This window comes from Erythrobacter longus (assembly GCF_000715015.1).
In the GTDB taxonomy this organism is placed as follows: Bacteria; Pseudomonadota; Alphaproteobacteria; order Sphingomonadales; family Sphingomonadaceae; genus Erythrobacter; species Erythrobacter longus.
This window is the reverse complement of the sequence record NZ_JMIW01000001.1, coordinates 1,230,184-1,250,256: the sequence shown is the minus strand read 5'-3', so window position 1 is coordinate 1,250,256 and position 20,073 is coordinate 1,230,184. Positions and strand designations below refer to the sequence as shown.

The following is a 20,073-nucleotide window of genomic DNA, read 5'->3' as shown; positions in this document are numbered from 1 at the left end:
CGTGGGAGCTTTCAGGAAAATATCGTATCTGTGAAACGTTCGGGCTTGGGCTAAGGCCTAGGCAGAATTAGATACGTAAACAAGCCAAAGCCGAAAGAAGAGCGACGCACCACGAATATGGGTGAGCACGAAACAACTGTACCCCAAGGTCGCCCGGCGGAGCTTGAAGACTGGCTCAACGGCCGTATCTATCACCCGCTCTCGATGCGCCTTGCCAAAGCCTTGGTGGGAACGCCGATCACGCCCAATATGGTGTCGGTCGCAGGCGGCGCGATGATTGTGCTGGCAACCTTTGCCTATGCCCTTGGCAACGCGTGGCCGGCGGTTGTTCTGGGGCTTCTCCTCCATATGAGCTGGCACGTTTTCGACGGGGCCGACGGCGATTTGGCCCGCCTTACCGGACGCACCAGCAGCACAGGCGAGGTCATCGACGGCATTTGTGATTATGTGGGCCACATCATTTTATACGTGACGCTTGGCACGATACTCGCCGGCGAGATCGGCGCGGCCACCGCATGGGCTTTTGCGATTGGAGCAGGGGCCGGGCGCATCGTGCAAGCGGCCCATTACGAGGTGCAGCGCCGCCAGTATCAGCATTGGGTCTACGGCACGCCGTGGCTTCGCACATCGGCCAAGGAAGCGGGCGAGCCGCGCGGGATCATTGGCTTTTTTGCAAGCTATTATGTGAACTTGGCGAAGCTTCTGGCCCCCGGGGGGCGCGAAGTGGACGCGATAGTGGCGCAGTGCCCAGATGGGACGCTGCCTGCCTTGCAAAAGATCATTCGCACACAGACCATCCCGGTTTTACGGTCGACCTATCTTTTAAGCGCGAACTACCGAACGCTTGCCTTTGGGGTGTCGATGCTTGCCGGATCGCCGCTTTATTTCTTCGCTTTCGAAGCCATCGGGCTGAGCGTTGTTCTGGCCGTCTCGATCATCACAGCCGCAAGAGCGACGCGCCGGATACAAGATCAGGCAAGAACCCTGCGATAAATATCAAGATTGGCCTCGGCAAAGCTTTCCCACGAAAGCTCACTCGCGCGCGCCAAGCCTTTTTGGCTCAACTCGGCGGCGAGTTTGTCGTCTGAGGCAATTCGGGTCAGCGCAGCGGCGATGGCGTCTGTGTCATGTGGGTTTGCAAGCAAGGCTGCACCGTTTGTGACTTCGGGCATTGCGCTCACGTCACTGGTGACGACAGGGCAGCCGCAAGCCATTGCCTCTGCAAGAGGGTTGCCAAAGCCTTCGCAAAGTGACGGGTGGAGCAGCGCCATAGCCCCGGAATAAAGCTCAAGCAGGGTGGGAAAACTGACCGGCCCGGTGAAATGAACGCGGGCCTCGATGCCAAGGCTTCTCGCCAGTGAGGCAAGCTCGCCCGCGCCGGAGTTACGGCGCTGAACCATTACAAGGTCGATGTCATCACGCGCTGCAAAAGCGCGCGCAAACGCTTTGATCGCGCCCGCATGGTTTTTGTAAGGCGCAAACTGTCCGGCGGTGAGGATGAATTTGTGGCCCGGTTTGATGCCGACAGAAGCGAGAGTGTCCTCCCTCACTTCGACCGGGTGAAAATCGGGTGAAACCCCTGAAAGAGTAACAGTGACCTTGTCGGCTGCATCAGGCCTGAGATGGGTGATTTCGCGGGCAGTCGCCTTGCTAACCGTCGCAATCGCATCTGATCGGCCAAGCGCGCGGTTGATGCCATGCGCGTAAAAATGGCGCTCAATCAGCCCATAGGGCGAAGGATTGCACCATTTTGGATGTTTCAGCCACATAATGTCGTGGATCGTCGTGACCGTCTTCATTTTCAGGCCAGCTGGCAGGATATTGAAAGGGGCATGGAAAAGGTCGACACCGCTCAGATCAACGACCTGCGGCAACCACCACATGGTTGCTGGGCTGTTGGCCGGACTTTTGACGACGATCTCCGCTACATTTGGGGCGGTGGCGAGCGGTTTCTGGCGCTGCGGGTTCTTGAGAAAAAGGAACCTCCAATCAGGCGCGAGTACTGGCAAATGACGCACTAAGGCCCCGGTGACTTCACCGATCCCGCTGGGTTTATTGCCGATGTATCTGCAATCGATGCAAACGACTGTCACTTTGGCTCAATCCCTGCTGTGGGCTGCGCGTTGCTGGTACGAATCAAAATCATGCATCGTTTCTCGATAGTGTAATGTTTCTATGCCTTTATGTGAATCTCATTGTCGATTCTGAGTATGTTGCTTATCTGCCCAACTTGTCGAAGTTTAACCCAAATTGATCTTTTTTTGGTTGTGCGCACGATGAAATTGTGGGACCGAGCACTCAGGTAGTACTGGCGTTTTGCAAAATAGCTTGGCCGCAAGGGGACGGTCACTTTTTGCTGCAATCCGAAGCGGTGTCTATTCGGATTGTAAACAACAACTACCGAGGGGAGGGGGCAAAGAAGCTGCGCTTGCGAAAGTGCGGTATAGAGGGCGTGCTAGGAAGTATGATGCGTTTGATTAGAGTTGCCATCGTTGGTATTGGAAATTGTGCAAGTTCCCTTGTTCAAGGTATCGATTTCTACAAATCAAACAATTCAACCAGCGGCTTGATCCGGGAGATTGTCGGCGGTTACGCTGTCTCCGATATTCAGTTCGTCCTTGGTATTGACGTGGACGACCGCAAGGTAGGTAAGGAGTTATCCGAAGCCATCTTTGTCCAGCCCAACAACACAACTGTTTTCCAATCAGAAGTCACCTCGAACGGTGCGACGGTTATTCGCGGGCCCGTGCTCGACGGCGTGGCTGAACACATGACCAAAGCTGGCGACCGCGGCTTCATGCTGCCGGACGCAGAGATACCTGTTTCGAAAGACGAGATTGTTGCCGCGCTGCGCGAGGAGCGGGCTGACGTCCTGGTCAATTTTCTGCCGGTTGGATCGCAAGAAGCGACCGAATTTTACATGGAATGCGCGCTCGAGGCGGGGTGTGCTGTGGTCAATAGCATCCCGGTTTTCATTGCCAGCGATGAAAAGTGGGAGGCTCGCTTTAAGGCAAAAGGCCTGCCGATTGTGGGCGACGACATTAAGGCGCAAGTGGGGGCAACCATTGTTCACCGCGCTTTGTCGAGCCTGTTTGCAGCGCGCGGTGCCACGATTGAGCGCGCGTATCAGCTGAACACCGGCGGCAATACCGATTTCATGAACATGCTCGACCGCGACCGGTTGAGCCATAAGAAAGAATCGAAGACCATGGCCGTGCAAGCGGCTTTGGCAACGCGTCTTGCCGATGAAAACATCCTGATCGGCCCGTCTGAATATGTCGCCTGGCAGAAAGACAACAAGGTGTGTTTCCTGCGGGTTGAGGGCACTCAATGGGGCGATGTCCCAATGAACCTTGAGCTGCGCCTGTCGGTTGAAGACAGCCCCAATGCGGCCGCTTGTGTCGTCGATGCGATCCGTTTTTGCAAACAGGCACTTGATCGCGGGGAAAGCGGAGCTTTAACCCTGCCGAGCGCGTATTATTGCAAGCACCCGCCTGAGCAAATCCCTGAAGACGTAGCAAACAGCCTGCTCGATCAATATCAGACCAGCCTGCCAGAGGCAGCGGAGTAGATCGGAGCGCGAGGGCGCTTAACGTGCGGCGTCACGCCATCACAACGACAGGATCGACGATGGACGGTCTCATTCTTGCTGCGGGTTTCGGTAGTCGGCTGCGCGACCTTTTTGCCTCAAAGCCTTTGGCTGAGGTGAACGGTGTCACGCTGCTGGAAATCGCTGTGCGCCAACTTGCCAGCGCAGGTGCGGGTAAGGATGGCGGACGGATCGTTGTTGTCACTGGCTACCAAGCTGACGCGGTCGAGGCGGCAGTGGCTGATCTGCGCGCCCGGATGGAGCTTGAGATTATCACTACACGGGTCGATGATTGGGAAAAGCCAAACGGGCATTCCGTCCTTGCGGGCGCGAAATTGCTTCGTGCCAATTACCTCCTCGTGATGTGCGACCACATCCTTTCCTCTGCGATCCTGCGCGGACTGGCAGGTGCTGGTCATTCGCAGCACGGCGTGACGCTTGCAATTGATCGGCAGACCGTCAGCCCCCTGATCGATCCCGATGACGCGACCTGGGTGCAAACCCGCGGTGCTTGCCTGATTGAACGGATCGGCAAAGGGCTTGAGGCATACGATGCGGTCGATTGCGGCGCTTTTTTGGCAACCCCTGCGCTCGCTGAGGCCATTGTTGAAGCGATAGACCAGGGCAAGCCGGGCTCGCTTTCTGATGGCATGCAGATGCTTGCTGACCGGGGCGCGGCAGCGACCCACGATATTGGCGATGCGTGGTGGATGGATGTGGATGATCCCAAAGCGCACCGCATGGCCCAGGATCTGCTGGATGAGCGGTTTTCGCTGCTTGGCAATGATGCGGCATGGGGCCACCGGCTTGAGGCGGGCGTAAACGCATGAGCTCTGAGCTGCTTCTTGATGTGACGCGCCTTGTTGCGCGCAGTTGGACCAAGCGCAGTGCAACGGGCATTGACCGTGTATGCGAGGCCTATGGCAGCCATTTCCGGGAGCGCGCGCGCGCCGTGGTGCAGCATCGCGGCGTCGTGAAAGTGCTAAGCCGGCGCGATTCGGACAAATTGTTCGAAATGCTCTTGCAACCAGGTGAAAGTTTTCGTTCAAAAGTGCTTCGGTTTGCGCCTTTGGCTTTGGCGCGTTCGCCCTCGCGTATTGATGGAAACGGGATGCTCTACATCAATCCCAGCCACACCGATTTTGACCTGCCCACGCACCATGAATGGGTCGCCAAAAGCAATCTTCGCAGCGTGTATTTCCTCCACGATCTCATCCCGTTAACCCACCCACGGTTGACGAGCGCACACGCGGTAAAGCGCCATTTGGGCCGGGTTCGCGGCTTGCTGCGGCATGGGTATGGCGCGATCGTGAATACGCGCGCGACGATGGTGGAGCTTACCAAATTTGCGAGCAAGCGCCGGCTTGGGCTTCCCCCCGTCACGGTTGCGCCGCTTGCCGGGGCAGAGCTTCAACGTGCCAGCGCGTCGGCTTCTAATCGCGCAGCCCCTTGCATCAACGATGAGGCTGAACCGTATTTCTTGGCCATCGGCACTATCGAACAGCGCAAGAATTACGGGATGCTGTTGCGGGTTTGGGAGAGGATGGCGAGCGAATATGGGGCATCTTGCCCAAAGCTGATCATCGTCGGGCAAGAAGGTCCGCAAAGCTCCGCCATTTTCGAAACTTACCGCGCAAAGCCTGAGCTTTCGCGATTCGTAAGGTTTGAAACCGGGGCAAGGGACGGCGATGTCGCGAATTTGCTTGAGGGCGCGCGGGCTCTGTTGATGCCCACCCATGCCGAAGGATACGGCCTGCCGGTGGTCGAAGCGTTGCAGCATCGCACCCCGGTGATTGCAAACAACATTCCCAGTTTTCAAGAAATTGGGCAAGGCATCCCGATGCTGCTAGACGTAGAGGATGAAGGCGCCTGGAAGCGGGCAATTGGCCGCTTTGCTTTCACCGATCATGAACGTGATCGACAAATCAACATGATGGGACATTTTGTTCCCCCTACCTGGCAAAACCATTTTGCGATTATAGATCCTTGGCTAGAAAGCCTGGCAAATGACGAACAGGTGGCAATAAAGAGAATGCAAGTCGAGTGTTAGAACGTTTGAGATTCATCAACCCGCTGTTTATTGTGACGGTAATTGTGCCGACTTTGCTTGCGATTTCGTACTTTGGGATATTGGCGAGCGATGTTTACGTATCCGAAAGCCGTTTTGTCGTTCGCGCGCCATCCAAGGGTACTGTCTCGCCGATTAGTGCGGTTTTGGGACAGGCTGGAATCGGCGGGGGCGGCGTGGCCGATGGGAATGACTCCGTTGGACAGTACGTGCTCTCCCGGCGAGCGCTGGAAGAGGCGAATCATGATAACTTTGTCGTTAATGCCTTCACCGATGAAGATATCTTCGTAATCGACCGATTTGGCGGTTTAACCGGCTCCAGTCAGGAACAGCTGTTCAACTACTTCATTGGCAAGGTGGCGATCGCGCAGGGACTTTCGAGCCAGGTAATGACCTTGCGCGTCAGCGCGTTTGACCCTGTTCAGGCGCGAGAGCTAAACTTACGCCTCCTCATTCAATCCGAAGAGTTGGTAAATAGCTTGTCCGAGCGCGCACGACGAGATTCGCTCACCGATGCGCAATCGCAGGTTGATGAGGTCACGCAGATGGCGCGGCTCGCAAGGATTGAACTCGCTCAGTTTCGCGGCTCTGAGGGCATTGTTGATCCCGAGCAGCAATCGCTTGCTGGCTTACAGATGATCGGTAAGCTTCAAGACGAATTGATCGCTACCAAAACGCAGCTCCGTCAATTGCAGACTTACACACCGCAAGCTTCGCAAATTCCGTTCCTTCGCACACAAGTGAGTGCGCTTGAATCTGAAATCGCAAGCGCTCGTGAAGAGCTGACCGGCGGCTCGCAGTCCTTGTCATCGGCAATGGCTCGGTACCAGGAATTGGTGGCCAATTCCGAATTTGCCGAACAGCAATTGGCGATTTCTCTCGCCTCGCTTCAGGAAGCTCAGACCGAAGCGCTTCGAAAGAGGGCTTATGTCGAGCGTATCTCAGATCCCAGCTTGCCGGATTATCCCGAACAACCACGCAGGATTCGCAGCATTCTTGCCACTCTCGTTATGGGGCTGCTTGCGTGGGGCGTGTTGTCCATGCTGATGATTGGTGTGCGGGAGCACCGGGACTAATGGCCTCAACGTCTTCAGATAGACCCTCCTTGAGAGAGAGTCTTGGGATTCAAGGCCGTGTGATTGGCGCTCTGCTGATCCGTGAGACGTTGACCCGCTATGGCCGTCACAACATTGGCTTTCTGTGGCTCTTTGTGGAGCCGATGATCTTCACCCTCGGAGTGACTGCGCTTTGGACGGCGACCAAGTCTGTCCACGGCAGCGCGCTTCCGATCGTAGCCTTTGCCCTTACCGGTTACTCCAGTGTGCTGCTTTGGCGAAATATGCCGGGGCGTTGCATCGGCGCGCTGACGGCCAATTCCAATTTGCTTTACCATCGCAACATCAAAGCGCTTGATATCTATATTGCCCGTATTCTGCTGGAATTTGGCGGTGCAACGATTTCGTTTTTTGCGCTTTCGCTGGTCTTCATCAGCATTGACTGGCTTGCGCCGCCTGAGGACTTTTTGACCGTTGTGGGTGGCTGGCTCATCATATCATGTTTCGGCGCATCGCTAGCGATTACGCTGGGGGCGCTCTCCTACCTCAATGAGCTGGTTGATAAATTTTGGCACCCGGCATCCTATCTTTTGTTTCCGCTTTCAGGCGCTGGTTTTATCGTCGCAGCATTGCCGCCTTTTGCGCAAAAAGTGGTGCTGTGGATCCCGATGGTGCACGGGGTTGAAATGGTGCGCGATGGGTATTTCGGATCGCAAGCGCGCGCTATCTATGACTTGGGCTATGTCATTCCTTTCACCCTTGCCCTGGCTGCTTCGGCCTTAATGCTTGCCCGTTACGTCTCGAAGCGTCTGGTGCCGGGATGATCAGGGTCCAAAACGTCTCGAAAATATACCCCACGCGCTTTGGCGAGAAACTTGTCCTCGACGACATTAGCTTTAATCTTGACCACGGCGAGAAGCTGGGCGTGCTTGGACGCAATGGTGCCGGTAAATCGACGCTAGTTCGCCTGATCAGCGGGGCAGAGCTTCCCACAAAGGGTCGCATAGACACGAGCATGAGCGTGTCATGGCCGCTCGCCTTTGGCGGTGCATTTCAGGATACCCTTACAGGCGTTGATAACATCCGCTTCATCAGCCGCATCTACAATCAGGATTTTGAAAAGAACCTTGCTTTTGTTGAGGATTTTTCAGAACTTGGTGCATACTTGCGGGAAGAGGTGCGGACCTATTCATCGGGTATGCGCGCAAGGCTTGCTTTTGCCATATCCATGATCATTGAATTCGATTGCTTCCTTATCGATGAGGTGGGAGCGGTTGGCGATGCCCGGTTCCACCAACGGTGCAATAAAGAGCTGTTCGGCAATCGTGGCGACCGCGCCATGGTCATTATCTCGCACGATGCCTCTTATGTACGCGATCACTGCACCCGTTTTGCAGTCCTCAATGATGGCCAAATGGTCGAGTTTGATGATTTTGAAACGGCCTATTCTGATTTCCGTGAGAAGATCGGTATTGGCCAGAAAAAGCAGCCTAAAACACAAGAGCTTCCAGCCGATCGTCGGCAGTTGGTCGAGACGACCCATTCGGTTGCAGTTCGCGATGATGCCTTCACGGTCCTGATACAAGATGCCGATTGGAAGCGTGATCAGAAACGCTGGGAAGAGGCAGAGGTGACCTACGAAAAGGCGCTTGATCTCTATCCCTATCAACGCTCCTATTGGGTGCAAAAGGGGCATTGCGCGAAAGAAGCGGGCGCCTTTCTTCGGGCAGAAGCTGCGTATCGCACCGCTTGTGCGTTGGGAGAGCCGTTTCAGGATGTGCGGCCACACCTTCTTTTCACAACCAAACAGTTGCGCATTTCTCTGCGCGATTATCCGTTGCACAATTACACCGGCACCACCGCGAAAGATCAGCCGGCAGGCATTCCAGACGTGTTGTTGTTCGCGCGCGCTGCGTGGCAGACGGCGCATTTAAGCGACCAAGAATTGCTTGATCTGGTCCGAGCTGGGGAGACACTCGATGCGCTTCTTGCCAGCATGATTGATGATCCCCGCTTTGTGCCTGGCATAGCGCCAGAATCAAATGCCGCGCAAAAGATAAGCGGAGAGCCAGAAGTCTGGGCGAAAAACCTGGTGGTGCTTGCCCGGCCCAGCAGCGCCTCAGAAGATGCAATCGCCGTCGCACGCCGGATCACCATGCCGCAAGATGCCTGGCCCGTATTGATGGATGTCGATGGCTTTGCCGGATGGTCGCTCGCCCAGGCGGCGATTGAAAGAAGGAGCAAGGCCGATGGCTGATATCCTTGTCGATGGCTATAACCTTGCAATGACCAAAGGTACCGGGATTGCGACCTACGCCCGAAACCTGTGTGAAGAGGTGGGCGGTTTAGGTCACGATGTATCGGTCCTTTATGGTCAGCGTATTGCCGAGGACGATGATCCGCTTTTGCGTGAGATTGCGTTTTTTGATCCCGTCGAGCTTCCCAAAGGCAAGTTTCGCAACGCCATGCGAGCGGTTAAAAGCGGTGCGCGCAGCCCGTTTGATCAGACGCCTCGCGAAATGGATTTGTCGGGTAAAGTGGTGCCTCACAACTTCGCTGGCCGCCTGCCTTCGTGCAAGCGCATTTATAATGGAGAAGACCTCTTTCACCGCGCCAATGCAGGCTATGCCGTTGGGCGCGGATTTTCTCGTGTGCATATGCCGGGGCCGGTCGATTTGGCGCATTGGACCTATCCGTTACCCATAGAGGTCAAGAATGCGGTCAATGTCTACACATGCCACGACCTGGTGCCCCTGCGCCTGCCTTATACCACGCTTGATAATAAACGGGCGTATTTGAAGCTTGTGAAACAAATTGCACAGCGGGCCGATCATATTGTGACGGTTTCGGAATGCTCGAAACGCGATATTATCGATCTTCTTGGCGTTGCAGAGAACAAGATCACAAACACCTATCAATCCGTGGCTTTGCCAGATGACGCGATGAAGTTTTCTGACGAAGAAGTCGCGCGTATTGTCGAAGGTGGATTTGGCGTGGGATACCGAGACTATTATCTATTCTGGGGCTCGATAGAGCCGAAAAAGAACATCCACCGGATGGTTGAAGGTTATCTTGCCAGCGGAGTTGAGACACCCCTTGTGATTGTCGGCGCGCAGGCGTGGAAATCTGAAGAGGAATTGCGGCTGGTTACCGATAGCGCCGCGCAAGGAAAGCGCCGGATCATCCAGCTCTCCTATTGCCCGCAAGCCACCCTCATCAATCTAATCCGAGGGGCGAAAGCTGCGTTGTTTCCTTCGCTTTATGAAGGCTTTGGATTACCTGCGCTCGAAGCGATGACGTTGGGCACGCCGGTAATCGGCTCAAACACCGGCTCCCTTCCAGAGGTTATTGGCGACGCCGGGCTTCAGGTGGACCCTTACGATTCCAAAGCGATTGCGCACGCATTTAGCCAGATGGATGGAGATAGCCGCCTTCGCCAAGAGCTGAGTGTGAAAGGTGCTGCGCAAGCTGAACGCTTTTCGCCCGCTGCCTATCGCGGGCGCCTTGAAGACCTTTACCGCAGGCTTCTGTCATGAATTTAAAAATCTGGACCAAACCAATGAACACAATGTCACAAGCGCATGGCGCCAAATGGGCAATAGGCGATCAATTGAAACCTGTCATTGGCGCTGTTTTGGCGCTCGCTTTGGCCGGGTGTTCAACGCTCGGCGCCAGTGGACCCAGAGGCGGGGATATCCGCGATGCGAACGCACAAAGCTATCTTGGTCAAGGGATTGAGATCGTTGAGCTTAATAGCAGCGCATTGTCTCGGCTGGATCAATATGGGCGCACTTCTCAGTTTGCCGAGATTTTCACCGAGCCTGCGCCATCCATTGAATTGGTAGGGTATGGTGATGTGCTTGATATCGCCATATGGGAAGCGCCGCCTGCCGTGTTATTCGGCTCGACAGGGGCAAACGCAAGCCTTGCTGCTGGCCCTGAATTGGCATCACAAGTCGGTATCCCGCAGCAAATGGTAAGCGACGCTGGCACAGTGAGCGTCCCATTTGTGGGCGCCATCAACGTGGTGGGCCGCAAAGTCTCTGATATTGAGCGTGAAATCGTTCGGCGCCTAAGAGGCCGCGCGCACGATCCGCAAGCTATTGTCCGGCTCGTCCAGAACCAAAACCGGACTGTCACGATCTTGGGAGAGGTCACACAAAGCACACGCATGCCTTTGACAGCGCGCGGAGAACGCCTGCTTGATGCTGTCGCTACCGCTGGCGGCACGAGCAATCCTGTGGACCGTTCGATCATTCAGATCACCCGGGGCCAGCAGGTTGCATCTATGCCGCTTGAGCGCGTTGTTGCTGACCCTTCGCAAAATGTGCCGCTTTTTCCCAACGATGTTGTGACCGTTCTTCATCAACCCTTTAGCTTCGTTGCCCTTGGCGCGGTGCGCACCAGTGCAGAAGTGCCATTCGATGGTGCCGGCGTAACCTTGGCAGAGGCTTTGGGACGGGTCGGCGGACTGAACGATGGGCGGGCTGATGTGAAGGGCGTCTTTATCTTCCGTCTGCAGGACAAAGCGGCCTTGGGCGATAGCCTTGATCCCAATGTGCGCGTGACCGCCGACGGGCGTGTTCCGGTCATCTATCGCCTTGATTTGTCTGATCCAGCCAGCCTTTTCGCGATGCAAGATTTTGCCATCCAAGATGAAGACGTAATCTATGTGTCAACCGCGCCTGGCGCCGATTTGCAGCGGTTTGTGGCGACCATTTCAAGCGCCGCGTTCTCGATTATCGGGATCACCAATGCGCTTTCTACAACCAATAACAACTGATCGGTGCTGCAATTAACCCTCTCTCCACCGCCACCTCCATTGAAACGGTGCGCGAACAGGAAACAATCGTATGTCAAACCTGACTGATTTTCTCCTTGGCAAGAGTTCCTCCTCTTGGAGCGGCCTGCCTCCATCCGTCAAAAGCGCTATTCAGAGCGGTGATGGTGCGCGCGACCAACGCGATTGGGTCACGGCTGAAATGCATTACATGGATGTGCTTGCTGAGGATGAAACGCTCACCGGCATTTGGGTGCAGCTTGGGCACATGCGCAAAGAGCAAGGTCGGTTGAAAGAGGCAGCCGATGCCTATGAAACCGCGATCAAGACGCAACCTGACGATGTCGATGGCTATCAGCATGTGGCCCATGTTTACAAACTGCTTGGCAAACAAGGCCCGGCGATCCGCAACTTCACCGCTGCTTTATATCTAAGCAAAAAGGCCGCGCACGAAGAGCATGAACTCCTCAGCCTCTTGCGCGATACGGCCGCCAAAAAGGAATACGGACACGCAGAAAAGGCGATAGCCAATTTGGCGACATTACCGCCGAGCGATGAAGAAGCGGGCGTTATCACGACGCTGCGCGAAATCGTGGCTTGCAGCTCTGAACCTGAAGAAGCTGTCGGTGATGCACAGGCCCAGACGGCCATCGTGTTTGATATCTCTGACCTTATCTCGTTTTGGAACAACGCGCGGCTGCCGACGGGCATTCAGCGCGTTCAAATTGAGGCGATCACCGCTGAGCTTGAAAAAGCCGCAGACCGGTCTGTCCATCTGTGTTGTTTCACCAGCAGCCGCGATGACTGGCTACGCGTGCCGCTCGATATCTTTGCGCGGCTCGTGAAGCTGGCCACCATCGACGGGAAAACAGACGATCCCTTGTGGCAACGCGCTTTGTCAGATTTGCACCTTCATCTCGTCCTCTCGCGCCCATTTGTGTTCCCTCGCGGCGCGATGCTTGTGAACCTTGGGACGAGCTGGTGGATCCAGAATTATTTTCTCTACGTTCGCCATGCGAAAGAAACACGTGGCATTCGCTATGTCCCCTTCGTCCACGACATGATCCCGATTATGACGCCTGAACATTGCACAAGGGCGCTGACGCAGGATTTCATCAGCTGGGTTTTGGGCGTCTTTGACTATGCCGATTATTTCCTCGCCAATTCCAAAGCCACGCGCACAGACTTGATCAAAGTTGCCGCGCAATTAGGGCGCGAGGTTCGCGAGCAGGATGTTGCTGTCATTCCGCTCAATTGCGACTTTCGAAAGCCCGATATTGAAGAGCTTGAGGAAGATGCGCTTGAAGACTGGCAAATCGAAGAGGGCAACTTCGTCCTGTTCGTCTCCACAATCGAATCGCGCAAAGGGCACATGTTAGCGTTTGAGGCGTGGTCGCGTCTCATCGCGCAGCACGGCGCAGATGCGATTCCCAAATTCGTATGCGTCGGAAATCGCGGATGGCTCAATGATATGATCTACGATCGGCTCGAAACCGATGAGGCGCTTTCAGACCATGTTGTGATGCTCTCTGGCCTGTCAGATGCAGAACTGGCGCTTTTGTACCGCTCTTGCAGCTTTACCGTTTACCCAAGCACTTATGAAGGGTGGGGGCTGCCGGTCACGGAATCGCTGTGTTACGGCAAAGTGCCCCTTGCGTCAGACGCGGCCTCCATCCCCGAGGCGGGCGAGGATTTTGCAAGCTATTTCACCAGCGGATCGGTGGAGGAACTCGTAATTCAGGCTGAACGGCTGATCTTTGATGAAGGTCACCGGGCCAGCATGGAAGATCGCATTGCCAAAGGCTACGCCCCGCGCAAGTGGAGCGATGTGGCAGGGCAGATCGCACAAGAATTAGAGACGTTCCTAGACGCAGGAAAAACTGGTGAGCAAAAGGCTCTGGTAGGCCTTGAAACGCCTGCCGCTCACCTCGGCTCTTGGCATTCGATAACCCGCAACACCTCGACACGCATCTGGCCAGGGATGAGTTCGGCTGAGAAGTATCGCTCAAATCTCGACTGGTTCTGGCCAGAAGATCGCGGTTGCCGGGTCCGCAATGAAAGCGGGGCGCTGCGGTTCAGAATAGATCAAGCGCATGACGGTCTTCGCATGCTTTTGTGGTTGCGTTCTGATGAAAACAATCAGTGCGATTATATGATTTCTTGCGAGGACGAGCGCGACGAGGGCGTGCTTTCGCCTAATGAAAGCAGATGGGTCTGGATTGATCTTCCTGCTTCGAAATCGCCACGCGAATATGAAATATCATGCACCGCGTTGACCCAACCCGACGGTGGATTGCCGACCTATTTCGTGCGCGGTTTCTTTCTTCATCGTCATGGCGAACAGTCCGATTTCAGAGCTCTGACCGACGCTCTGGCCCTAAACCGTCTCGACACGCTCGACGCGTTCAAAGACCCAAGCAACGGGGGCCTGTATGCGTAAAGCTATTGCGATCGTCGCCTATGATCGGAGCCAATATTTCGAGACCGTTGTCCCTTCTATTCTGAAGCAGAATGTGGATGGCAAGCCGGTAGGTGACGCTTATGAAATCTTTATTTTTCAAGACGGTTTTTGCAAAGGCGATCCCAAAAGCGATCTGGTCGGCCACGCCAAATTGACCCAAGCAGCGCGCCGCTTCGTTCCGGAAGAAAACCTGTTTATTCAGGAAGAGAACCTGGGCGTCGCGTTGCATTTCGATTTTATCGAACGAGAGCTGTTCGTGCGACGGTCTTTTGATTTTGTGCTGTTTTGTGAAGACGATCTGGTTCTTGCGCCCGGTTATGTGCAAGTTATCGACATGATGGCCGACAAATTCGCAAGCGATCCGCGCGTCGGAATGATCTCAGCAAACCCTGCCGATGTAACGGTGAGTGCTGAAAAACAGCTTGCTGGCCTTAACAGGTATACCTCGATGGCGCACAATTGGGGCTTTGGTCTTTCGCGTAAATTCTGGCTCAAGCGTCAGCCAATGGTCGATGAATATCTCAACATATTGCGCCCTTACGGATATCGTCAGCGCCCCACCTCGCAGATCACGCAGTGGCTGGAGAGCAAAGGGTTCAATCCTGATGCGACAAGTCAGGATTTCGTCAAGCAGTGTGCGACCTTGAAACAAGGGGCCGCGCGGATTTCGACGCTATTCAACTTGGGGTTGCCTATTGGGCGATCTGGTTTGCATTGCAAGCCGGAAGAATTTGACCGCATGGGCTTTAACCGGACGGTGATTGCGCCGCGTGTGCCAACGCAAATGGCCGATCTAGAGCAGGATGAGTTTGAGCGTATTTTCCATAACCAATCCGGTCCACTTAGAGAAAATCCAATGAAGCTTCCTACGCGAACTTCCGAAGTCGTTTTTGGTGAAGCAATGGCAGGTGGTGAGGCAACAAAGCCAAAGGAAGAAAAGCCTTCTGCAGTTCCTTCATCCCCGCCCTCTGATCCGGTGGCTGCGGCACCCGTACCATCCGCTCCTCCCAAAGACGATGCCAAAGCACGGATCCAGAAACGCTTCCCACAAATAAAGCGGCTTCCCCACATGGAAACCGCTGGTCTTGAAAAATTGATTGCACGGCTGGAAAAATCACAGTGTTTGCTGGAATACGGCGCAGGTGGCAGCACCGTTTTGGCATCAACTATCGGTGTGTCGACGATCATTTCGGTGGAATCTGATGCTGATTTTCTCGAAGCCACCAACGTTGATGCACGCAAGGTCAATCAAGGAGCAAAGCTTGTTGCCCACCCTGTTAATATTGGCCCCACAGGCGACTGGGGACGCCCCACGGATCGCAGCGCGATTGAACTTTGGCCTTTGTATTGCAGTTCAGTCTGGAAGCGAATTCGCAGCGAAGACCTTGCGTCACCGGACCTCGTTCTTATCGACGGCCGCTTCCGCGTTTCATGTTTCCTTGCGTCCATGGCGTTAGCAAAGCCGGGCACTGTCGTCCTTTTCGACGACTATTTCGATAGGCCCCATTATCATGTGGCGCAAAGGCACTTTGAATATGTGAGCGAGGCGGGGCGTATGGCGGAGTTTATCGTGCCAGATAATTGCGACGTGCAAGCGATCCTGACCGATATGCTCGCATATTCAACCAACACGGATTGAACTAACGATGACAGATCAAGATCCGCCTTCAATGGAAATCCCCGATTCCGAAGCAATAGCCACAGCTCAGCTTGTTTTGCCGCTTGTCCTCACACGGTTGGAATCTGATCCGGTCTGGTCATTGGCGATGCTTAATGCGGTAAGGAAGCAACTTGGTACATGCGAGGGCGCAGAGGGAGCATCACGACCCCTGCGAATCGGCGATGTCCTCGCAATCCCTGCCGGGGAGGCTCTGGCCGAGGCGCACAAGCAAGCGGTCCAGAATCAGCTTTCAAGCGCGATGATCCTTGCGCAGATCGCTTTGCGTGAACCTAATGCTCTTGGAAATGCCAAGACCAATGCGCGCCTTCTTTTTGCAAGTATTTTAGAGCGGCAGGGCCGCTTGAAGGAGGCAGCAAAGGTCGTCGGGCAGGCGTGCAGCGAAGACCCTAGCAATGAAAATGCTCTGAGCGACCGTGATCGGATTGCGGGGACACTGAGGGCGAAGGCTCGAGCCAGTTCTGATATTTCTAAGGCTGAGCGTGTTGCCGTACTCTTGACTTTGCTTCAGCTTTCGGGCTGGAACTTTGCCGATGCGAAAGCGTTCTTCACTGCGTCCTGCAGTCTGCTTCGAGGGCCCTAAAAGTGAGTACCGCTTGGGCGGTCAGGCCATCTGCCCGACTTTGCGCAAGTGAAAAGCGTGCGCGCCAAGGCTGGCGTCAAAGGCGAGGATGCGCTTGTGGAAATGGCTGACGCTAAGCTCGTCGGTCATGCCAACCCCGCCATGCGTCTGGATCGCTGCTTCCCCGATTTCACGGCCCAGCTTACCCATCTGCCCCTTAAGCGTTGCAATATCGCGGGGGGTGGCCGCGCCTGAGTTGGCAAGCGCGGTGGTGTAGGTGAGCGTGGAAAGCGCCTTGGTGTAAGCGATTTTCATGTCCGCCAGCCTGTGTGCGACCACTTGAAACATGCCGATGGGCTGGCCGAATTGTTTCCGGGTCATGGCGTACTCCGACGTGAGGCGAAGCAGCGCCTTCATCGCGCCCAGACACTCTGCCGACGCGACAATAATCGCCTTGGCAAGGATCGCGTCCAGCGCTTCACCAGCGTCTTCGAGCAGTACGAACGCTGCCACATTGTCGAACACGACAGTCGCCGAAGCGCGCCCGTCGATTGTCTTATAGGGGCGCGTAGTGAGCCCATCCGCGCCAGCCTGCACCAGATAAAAGCCCAGCTTGCCGGTATCGGACGAACGCGCGACCACGACCATGCCATCCGCCGCATCGCCTGCGATCACAAGGCGTTTCTCGCCGGTTAGATTGACCCCGTCGCCCGCCGGAGTCGCCGTCATCGCGATTTGCTCAGGAGTGGCGGTGCCGTTCCCTTCCTCATAGGCGAAAGCGAGGGTGGCCTCGCCGCTGGCGAGCTTTTCGATCCATTCGAGGGCCAGCGGCGTTCCGCTTGCGGCCAGCGCTCCTCCAGCAAGCAGGGTGGAGGTAACATAAGGCTCCACCACCAGATGCTCACCGAATACCCCTGCGAACGCCACACAATCGGCGACCGATCCACCAAGCCCTCCTTGTTCCTCGCTAAAGGGCAGCATGGTCAGGCCAAGCTCTGCGAACTGTGCCCAAACATCCGCTGACCAAGGCGCGTCGGACGCCACAAGCGCTTGGCGCGTGTCGAAATCGTAACCGCGTTCCAGAAGCTTTGCGACACTGTCGCGCAGCATGTCCTGTTCCTGGCTGAAGCTGAAATCCATGTCGTTTACGCTCCTGCCGCAAGACTGCGCGAGATAAGGTCGCGTTGAACCTCGTTTGAGCCTGCGTAAATCGAGGTCGCGCGGCTGTTGAGATAAAGCGGCATGGTGATGAGATCGAATTCGCTGCCTTGCGGTTCGACGTTCGAGCCAACCCGCAATGCCTCCAACTGGCGCGCCAATCCGCCAACGCCCGACACCTTGCTCATCAGGACAGAAGCGCGCTGGACGAGCTCTGAATTGATGGTCTTGTTGAGCGACGGAAAGGCCGGATCAGTCGCGATTTCGTGCCCGCTGATCGCGAGCTTTTCCATATGCGAAAGGCTGGCGACATCGGCATGAAGCTCGCCAAATTCGCTTTGAAACACCGGATCATCGGCCAGCATTCCGCCAAAGGGCGAGGGCGTCACCGCCGCTGCTTCCTTTGCCTTTTCAAGATAGCGCACCAATGTTGGCGAGGCGGCAGAACCGCCGCGTTCGTGTTTGAGAAGGTGCTTGGCAACGCTCCACCCGTCGTTCTCCGCGCCGACGCGGCCCGATTGCGGCACGCGGCAATTGTCGAAGAAAACCTCGCATTGTTCGGGCATCCCGTCGAGCCCTACAATGGGTCGGATTTCCATGCCGGGGTAATCCACCCGGTCGAGCAGGAGGAAGGTGATCCCTTGCTGTTTCTTGCCCGAATTGTCGGTGCGCACCAGCATAAACATGCGGTTGGCGTGGTGGGCGTAGGTGGTCCAGATTTTGGAGCCGTTTATGATGTAATCATCGCCGTCCGCTTCAGCCCGGCATTGGAGCGAGGCGAGGTCTGACCCGGACCCCGGCTCTGAATACCCCTGCGCCCAGAAGTCATGGCCAGCGAGGATCGGCGGGAGGTACTTCGCCTTCTGCTCCTCGGTTCCAATGTCGATCAGCAGCGGCCCCACCATTCCAAGGCTCTGGGGCAAGAGCGGGGGCAGATCAGCCTTGCGGTATTCTTCGGCGAAGATAAAGCGCTGCTCCACGCTCCACCCGGTGCCGCCATATTCGACCGGCCAATGCGGCGCAGACCACCCTTTTTTGGCCAAAATCTGGTGCCATTCCATGCACTGATCAAACGGTGCAAACACGCTTGTGGTCTTGCGCCCAGCCTCACGGATCGCTGGCGTTGGTGCAGTGGCGAAGAATTCTGCGACTTCAGCGCGGAAGGCTTCGAGCTCGGGTGAAAATTCAACGTTCATTTAGGGGGCATCCTGATTGCACCGTCGAGACGGAACTGGTGGCCATTGATGTAGCTGTTGCTGGCAATCTCGCAGATCAGCGAGGCAAATTCTTCGGGCTCTCCCAAACGCTTGGGGAAGGGCACACTGGCGTTCAACTGGTCCCACATTTGCGGATTGCGATCCTTCATCCCCAGCATCAGCGGGGTCGCAAAAATCCCCGGCATCACGCTGTTTACGCGGATGCCAAGGTCCATCAAATCGCGTGCCATGGGCAGGACAAGTCCGTTTACCCCCGACTTGCACGAGCCATAGATAACCTGCCCAATCTGGCCGTCCTGAGCCGCCACACTGGCGGTCAATGTGATCGAGCCGCGCTCGCCATCGTCATTGACGGGATCGCTGTTCGCCATGCCAAGCGCCGAGATGCTGGCGACGCGGTAACTCGCGACGAGAATGCCCTCAGCGCCAAAGGCATAATCTTCGGTGGGAAGGCGCTTGAACCCGCCCGTGGTCTTGTCAAAGCCGATGGTCTTGCCGCGCTTGCTCGCCATGGCGCAGTGGACGGTGACGCGCTCCTGACCATTGGCGGCGCGCGCGGCGGCAAAGCCTGCCTCCACGCTTTCTTCGGACATGATATCGACATGGTGGAAGGTGCCGCCAATGGCGGCTGCGTGTTCTTCGCCCGCCTCATCATTGATATCGAAAATCGCGACTTTCAGCCCTTTTTCCGCCAGCGCCGCAGCGCTCGCCCGGCCAAGCCCCGATGCGCCGCCGGTCACAACCGCGGCCATTCCAGCTTCGAGTTTCATTGCCTCTCCTGTTCTCTCTGGCAAAGGCGTAACGCGGATTTTGCTCTCACGCTAGGTTTCAAATCGCAATTGTTTCACGTCGCCCCACTAGTCAGCGGCCATGCCCATGCTAGAGGGCGCAAATGGACGCCTTTCTCCTTGCCTTGATCCTGACATTTCTGATCGCGCTTGGCGGGCGCGAACAGATGATCATTGCGCAGTTTTCCTCCGCGACGGATCGCAATGTGCCGCTGCTCATTATCGGTGTCGCCTGCGCCATCGCGACCGCTGCCGTCATGGCCTATGCGGGCTCTACAATGGCCGAAATCCTGCCCCGGCGTGCAGCGGAAATGCTTGTGGCCTTTGCCCTAATCGCAGGTGCGGTGGAACTTGCGTGGCCGGTCAAAATCAAGCCGATGAAAGAGCCCACCCGCTCTTATGTGGCAATCGGCGCGGTGCTGATCTTTCGCCAGATGCAGGATGCCGCGCGCTTCGCGATATTCGCGCTTGCCGCCTGGGCGGTGTTCCCGACAACCGCGCTGTTAGGGGGCGTTATCGCCAGTGTTGCAGCGGTGGTCCTTGGTTGGTCGCTTGGCGCAGAGACTTTGCGCAAGATGCCGCTCAGGACCATTCGTCTGGTGTTTGCCTTCTGCATGGGAATTGCGGGCGCTGTGATCGGCCTGAACGCGCGGTTCCAGTTTCTCTAGACGTCTGCAAACGTATTCTGGTCGCATTGCACTGGCCCAATGCGGCCCT

18 protein-coding genes are annotated in these 20,073 nt (G+C 56.0%); 14 read left to right on the top strand and 4 right to left on the bottom strand.

Annotated elements, in window-relative coordinates:
- The first annotated feature begins 117 nt into the window (after positions 1-117).
- The gene (locus EH31_RS05865) at positions 118-993 is read left to right on the top strand and encodes a CDP-alcohol phosphatidyltransferase family protein (protein ID WP_034958625.1); all 876 of its coding nucleotides are present in this window, start codon (positions 118-120) and stop codon (positions 991-993) included.
- Here EH31_RS05865 and EH31_RS16810 read toward each other — a convergent pair.
- On the bottom strand, positions 972-1,883 hold the full coding sequence (locus tag EH31_RS16810; RefSeq protein WP_241765845.1) for a glycosyltransferase family 4 protein: 912 nt from the start codon (positions 1,881-1,883) through the stop codon (positions 972-974). The two genes, EH31_RS05865 and EH31_RS16810, sit on opposite strands and share 22 nt — an antisense overlap.
- Between EH31_RS16810 and EH31_RS17940 the strand changes: the two genes are divergently transcribed.
- The 12 genes from EH31_RS17940 (at position 1,776) to EH31_RS05805 (ending at position 16,214) form a co-directional block, all read left to right on the top strand.
- On the top strand, positions 1,776-2,021 hold the full coding sequence (locus EH31_RS17940) for a hypothetical protein (RefSeq protein ID WP_241765847.1): 246 nt from the start codon (positions 1,776-1,778) through the stop codon (positions 2,019-2,021). The genes EH31_RS16810 and EH31_RS17940 overlap by 108 nt on opposite strands.
- Before the next feature lie 446 nt (positions 2,022-2,467).
- Positions 2,468-3,571 carry an inositol-3-phosphate synthase gene (locus tag EH31_RS05855; RefSeq protein ID WP_034959123.1) on the top strand — a complete coding sequence of 368 codons (1,104 nt, stop codon included), beginning with the start codon at positions 2,468-2,470 and terminating at the stop codon, positions 3,569-3,571.
- Positions 3,572-3,630: 59 nt separating this feature from the next.
- Positions 3,631-4,419: a phosphocholine cytidylyltransferase family protein gene (locus tag EH31_RS05850; RefSeq protein ID WP_051698971.1), complete on the top strand. Its 789-nt coding sequence runs from the start codon at positions 3,631-3,633 to the stop codon at positions 4,417-4,419.
- Positions 4,416-5,639 (top strand): glycosyltransferase, encoded by a 1,224-nt coding sequence (locus EH31_RS05845; protein WP_051698970.1) that lies wholly within the window; start codon positions 4,416-4,418, stop codon positions 5,637-5,639. Before EH31_RS05850 ends, EH31_RS05845 begins: the two co-directional genes overlap by 4 nt.
- Positions 5,640-5,671: 32 nt before the next feature.
- Positions 5,672-6,733 carry a KpsE/RkpR family capsule polysaccharide export protein gene (locus tag EH31_RS05840; protein ID WP_241765835.1) on the top strand — a complete coding sequence of 354 codons (1,062 nt, stop codon included), beginning with the start codon at positions 5,672-5,674 and terminating at the stop codon, positions 6,731-6,733.
- Entirely contained in the window at positions 6,733-7,536 is an 804-nt protein-coding gene (locus EH31_RS05835; protein WP_034958622.1) for an ABC transporter permease, read from the top strand. Before EH31_RS05840 ends, EH31_RS05835 begins: the two co-directional genes overlap by 1 nt.
- Complete coding sequence (locus EH31_RS18095) at positions 7,533-8,969, top strand: ABC transporter ATP-binding protein (protein WP_081853238.1); 1,437 nt, start codon at positions 7,533-7,535, stop codon at positions 8,967-8,969. The genes EH31_RS05835 and EH31_RS18095 overlap by 4 nt, the downstream gene beginning before the upstream one ends.
- Positions 8,962-10,248 (top strand): glycosyltransferase family 4 protein, encoded by a 1,287-nt coding sequence (locus EH31_RS05825; RefSeq protein ID WP_034958621.1) that lies wholly within the window; start codon positions 8,962-8,964, stop codon positions 10,246-10,248. The genes EH31_RS18095 and EH31_RS05825 overlap by 8 nt, the downstream gene beginning before the upstream one ends.
- A 23-nt stretch (positions 10,249-10,271) precedes the next feature.
- Positions 10,272-11,495, top strand: coding sequence for a polysaccharide biosynthesis/export family protein (locus tag EH31_RS05820; protein ID WP_241765834.1), 1,224 nt, complete (start codon positions 10,272-10,274; stop codon positions 11,493-11,495).
- Positions 11,496-11,565: 70 nt separating this feature from the next.
- Positions 11,566-13,932, top strand: coding sequence for a glycosyltransferase family 4 protein (locus tag EH31_RS05815; protein ID WP_051698968.1), 2,367 nt, complete (start codon positions 11,566-11,568; stop codon positions 13,930-13,932).
- Entirely contained in the window at positions 13,925-15,592 is a 1,668-nt protein-coding gene (locus EH31_RS16800; RefSeq protein WP_051698967.1) for a glycosyltransferase family protein, read from the top strand. Before EH31_RS05815 ends, EH31_RS16800 begins: the two co-directional genes overlap by 8 nt.
- Positions 15,593-15,599: 7 nt before the next feature.
- A complete protein-coding gene (locus EH31_RS05805) occupies positions 15,600-16,214 on the top strand; it encodes a hypothetical protein (RefSeq protein ID WP_034958619.1) in 615 nt (204 codons plus the stop codon).
- Positions 16,215-16,235: 21 nt separating this feature from the next.
- On the opposite strand, the gene EH31_RS05800 is transcribed toward EH31_RS05805, so the two are convergent.
- From EH31_RS05800 to EH31_RS05790, 3 genes are read right to left on the bottom strand one after another with little or no spacing between them, the layout of a single operon-like run.
- On the bottom strand, positions 16,236-17,333 hold the full coding sequence (locus EH31_RS05800) for an acyl-CoA dehydrogenase family protein (RefSeq protein WP_034958617.1): 1,098 nt from the start codon (positions 17,331-17,333) through the stop codon (positions 16,236-16,238).
- A gap of 5 nt (positions 17,334-17,338) precedes the next feature.
- The gene (locus EH31_RS05795) at positions 17,339-18,547 is read right to left on the bottom strand and encodes an acyl-CoA dehydrogenase family protein (RefSeq protein ID WP_034958614.1); all 1,209 of its coding nucleotides are present in this window, start codon (positions 18,545-18,547) and stop codon (positions 17,339-17,341) included.
- Positions 18,544-19,338, bottom strand: a complete 795-nt coding sequence (locus tag EH31_RS05790; RefSeq protein ID WP_034958611.1) for an SDR family oxidoreductase — start codon at positions 19,336-19,338, stop codon at positions 18,544-18,546. The genes EH31_RS05795 and EH31_RS05790 overlap by 4 nt, the downstream gene beginning before the upstream one ends.
- Positions 19,339-19,460: 122 nt before the next feature.
- On the opposite strand from EH31_RS05790, the gene EH31_RS05785 reads away from it, so the two are divergent.
- Positions 19,461-20,024 (top strand): TMEM165/GDT1 family protein, encoded by a 564-nt coding sequence (locus EH31_RS05785; protein ID WP_034958609.1) that lies wholly within the window; start codon positions 19,461-19,463, stop codon positions 20,022-20,024.
- Positions 20,025-20,073 lie beyond the last annotated feature (49 nt).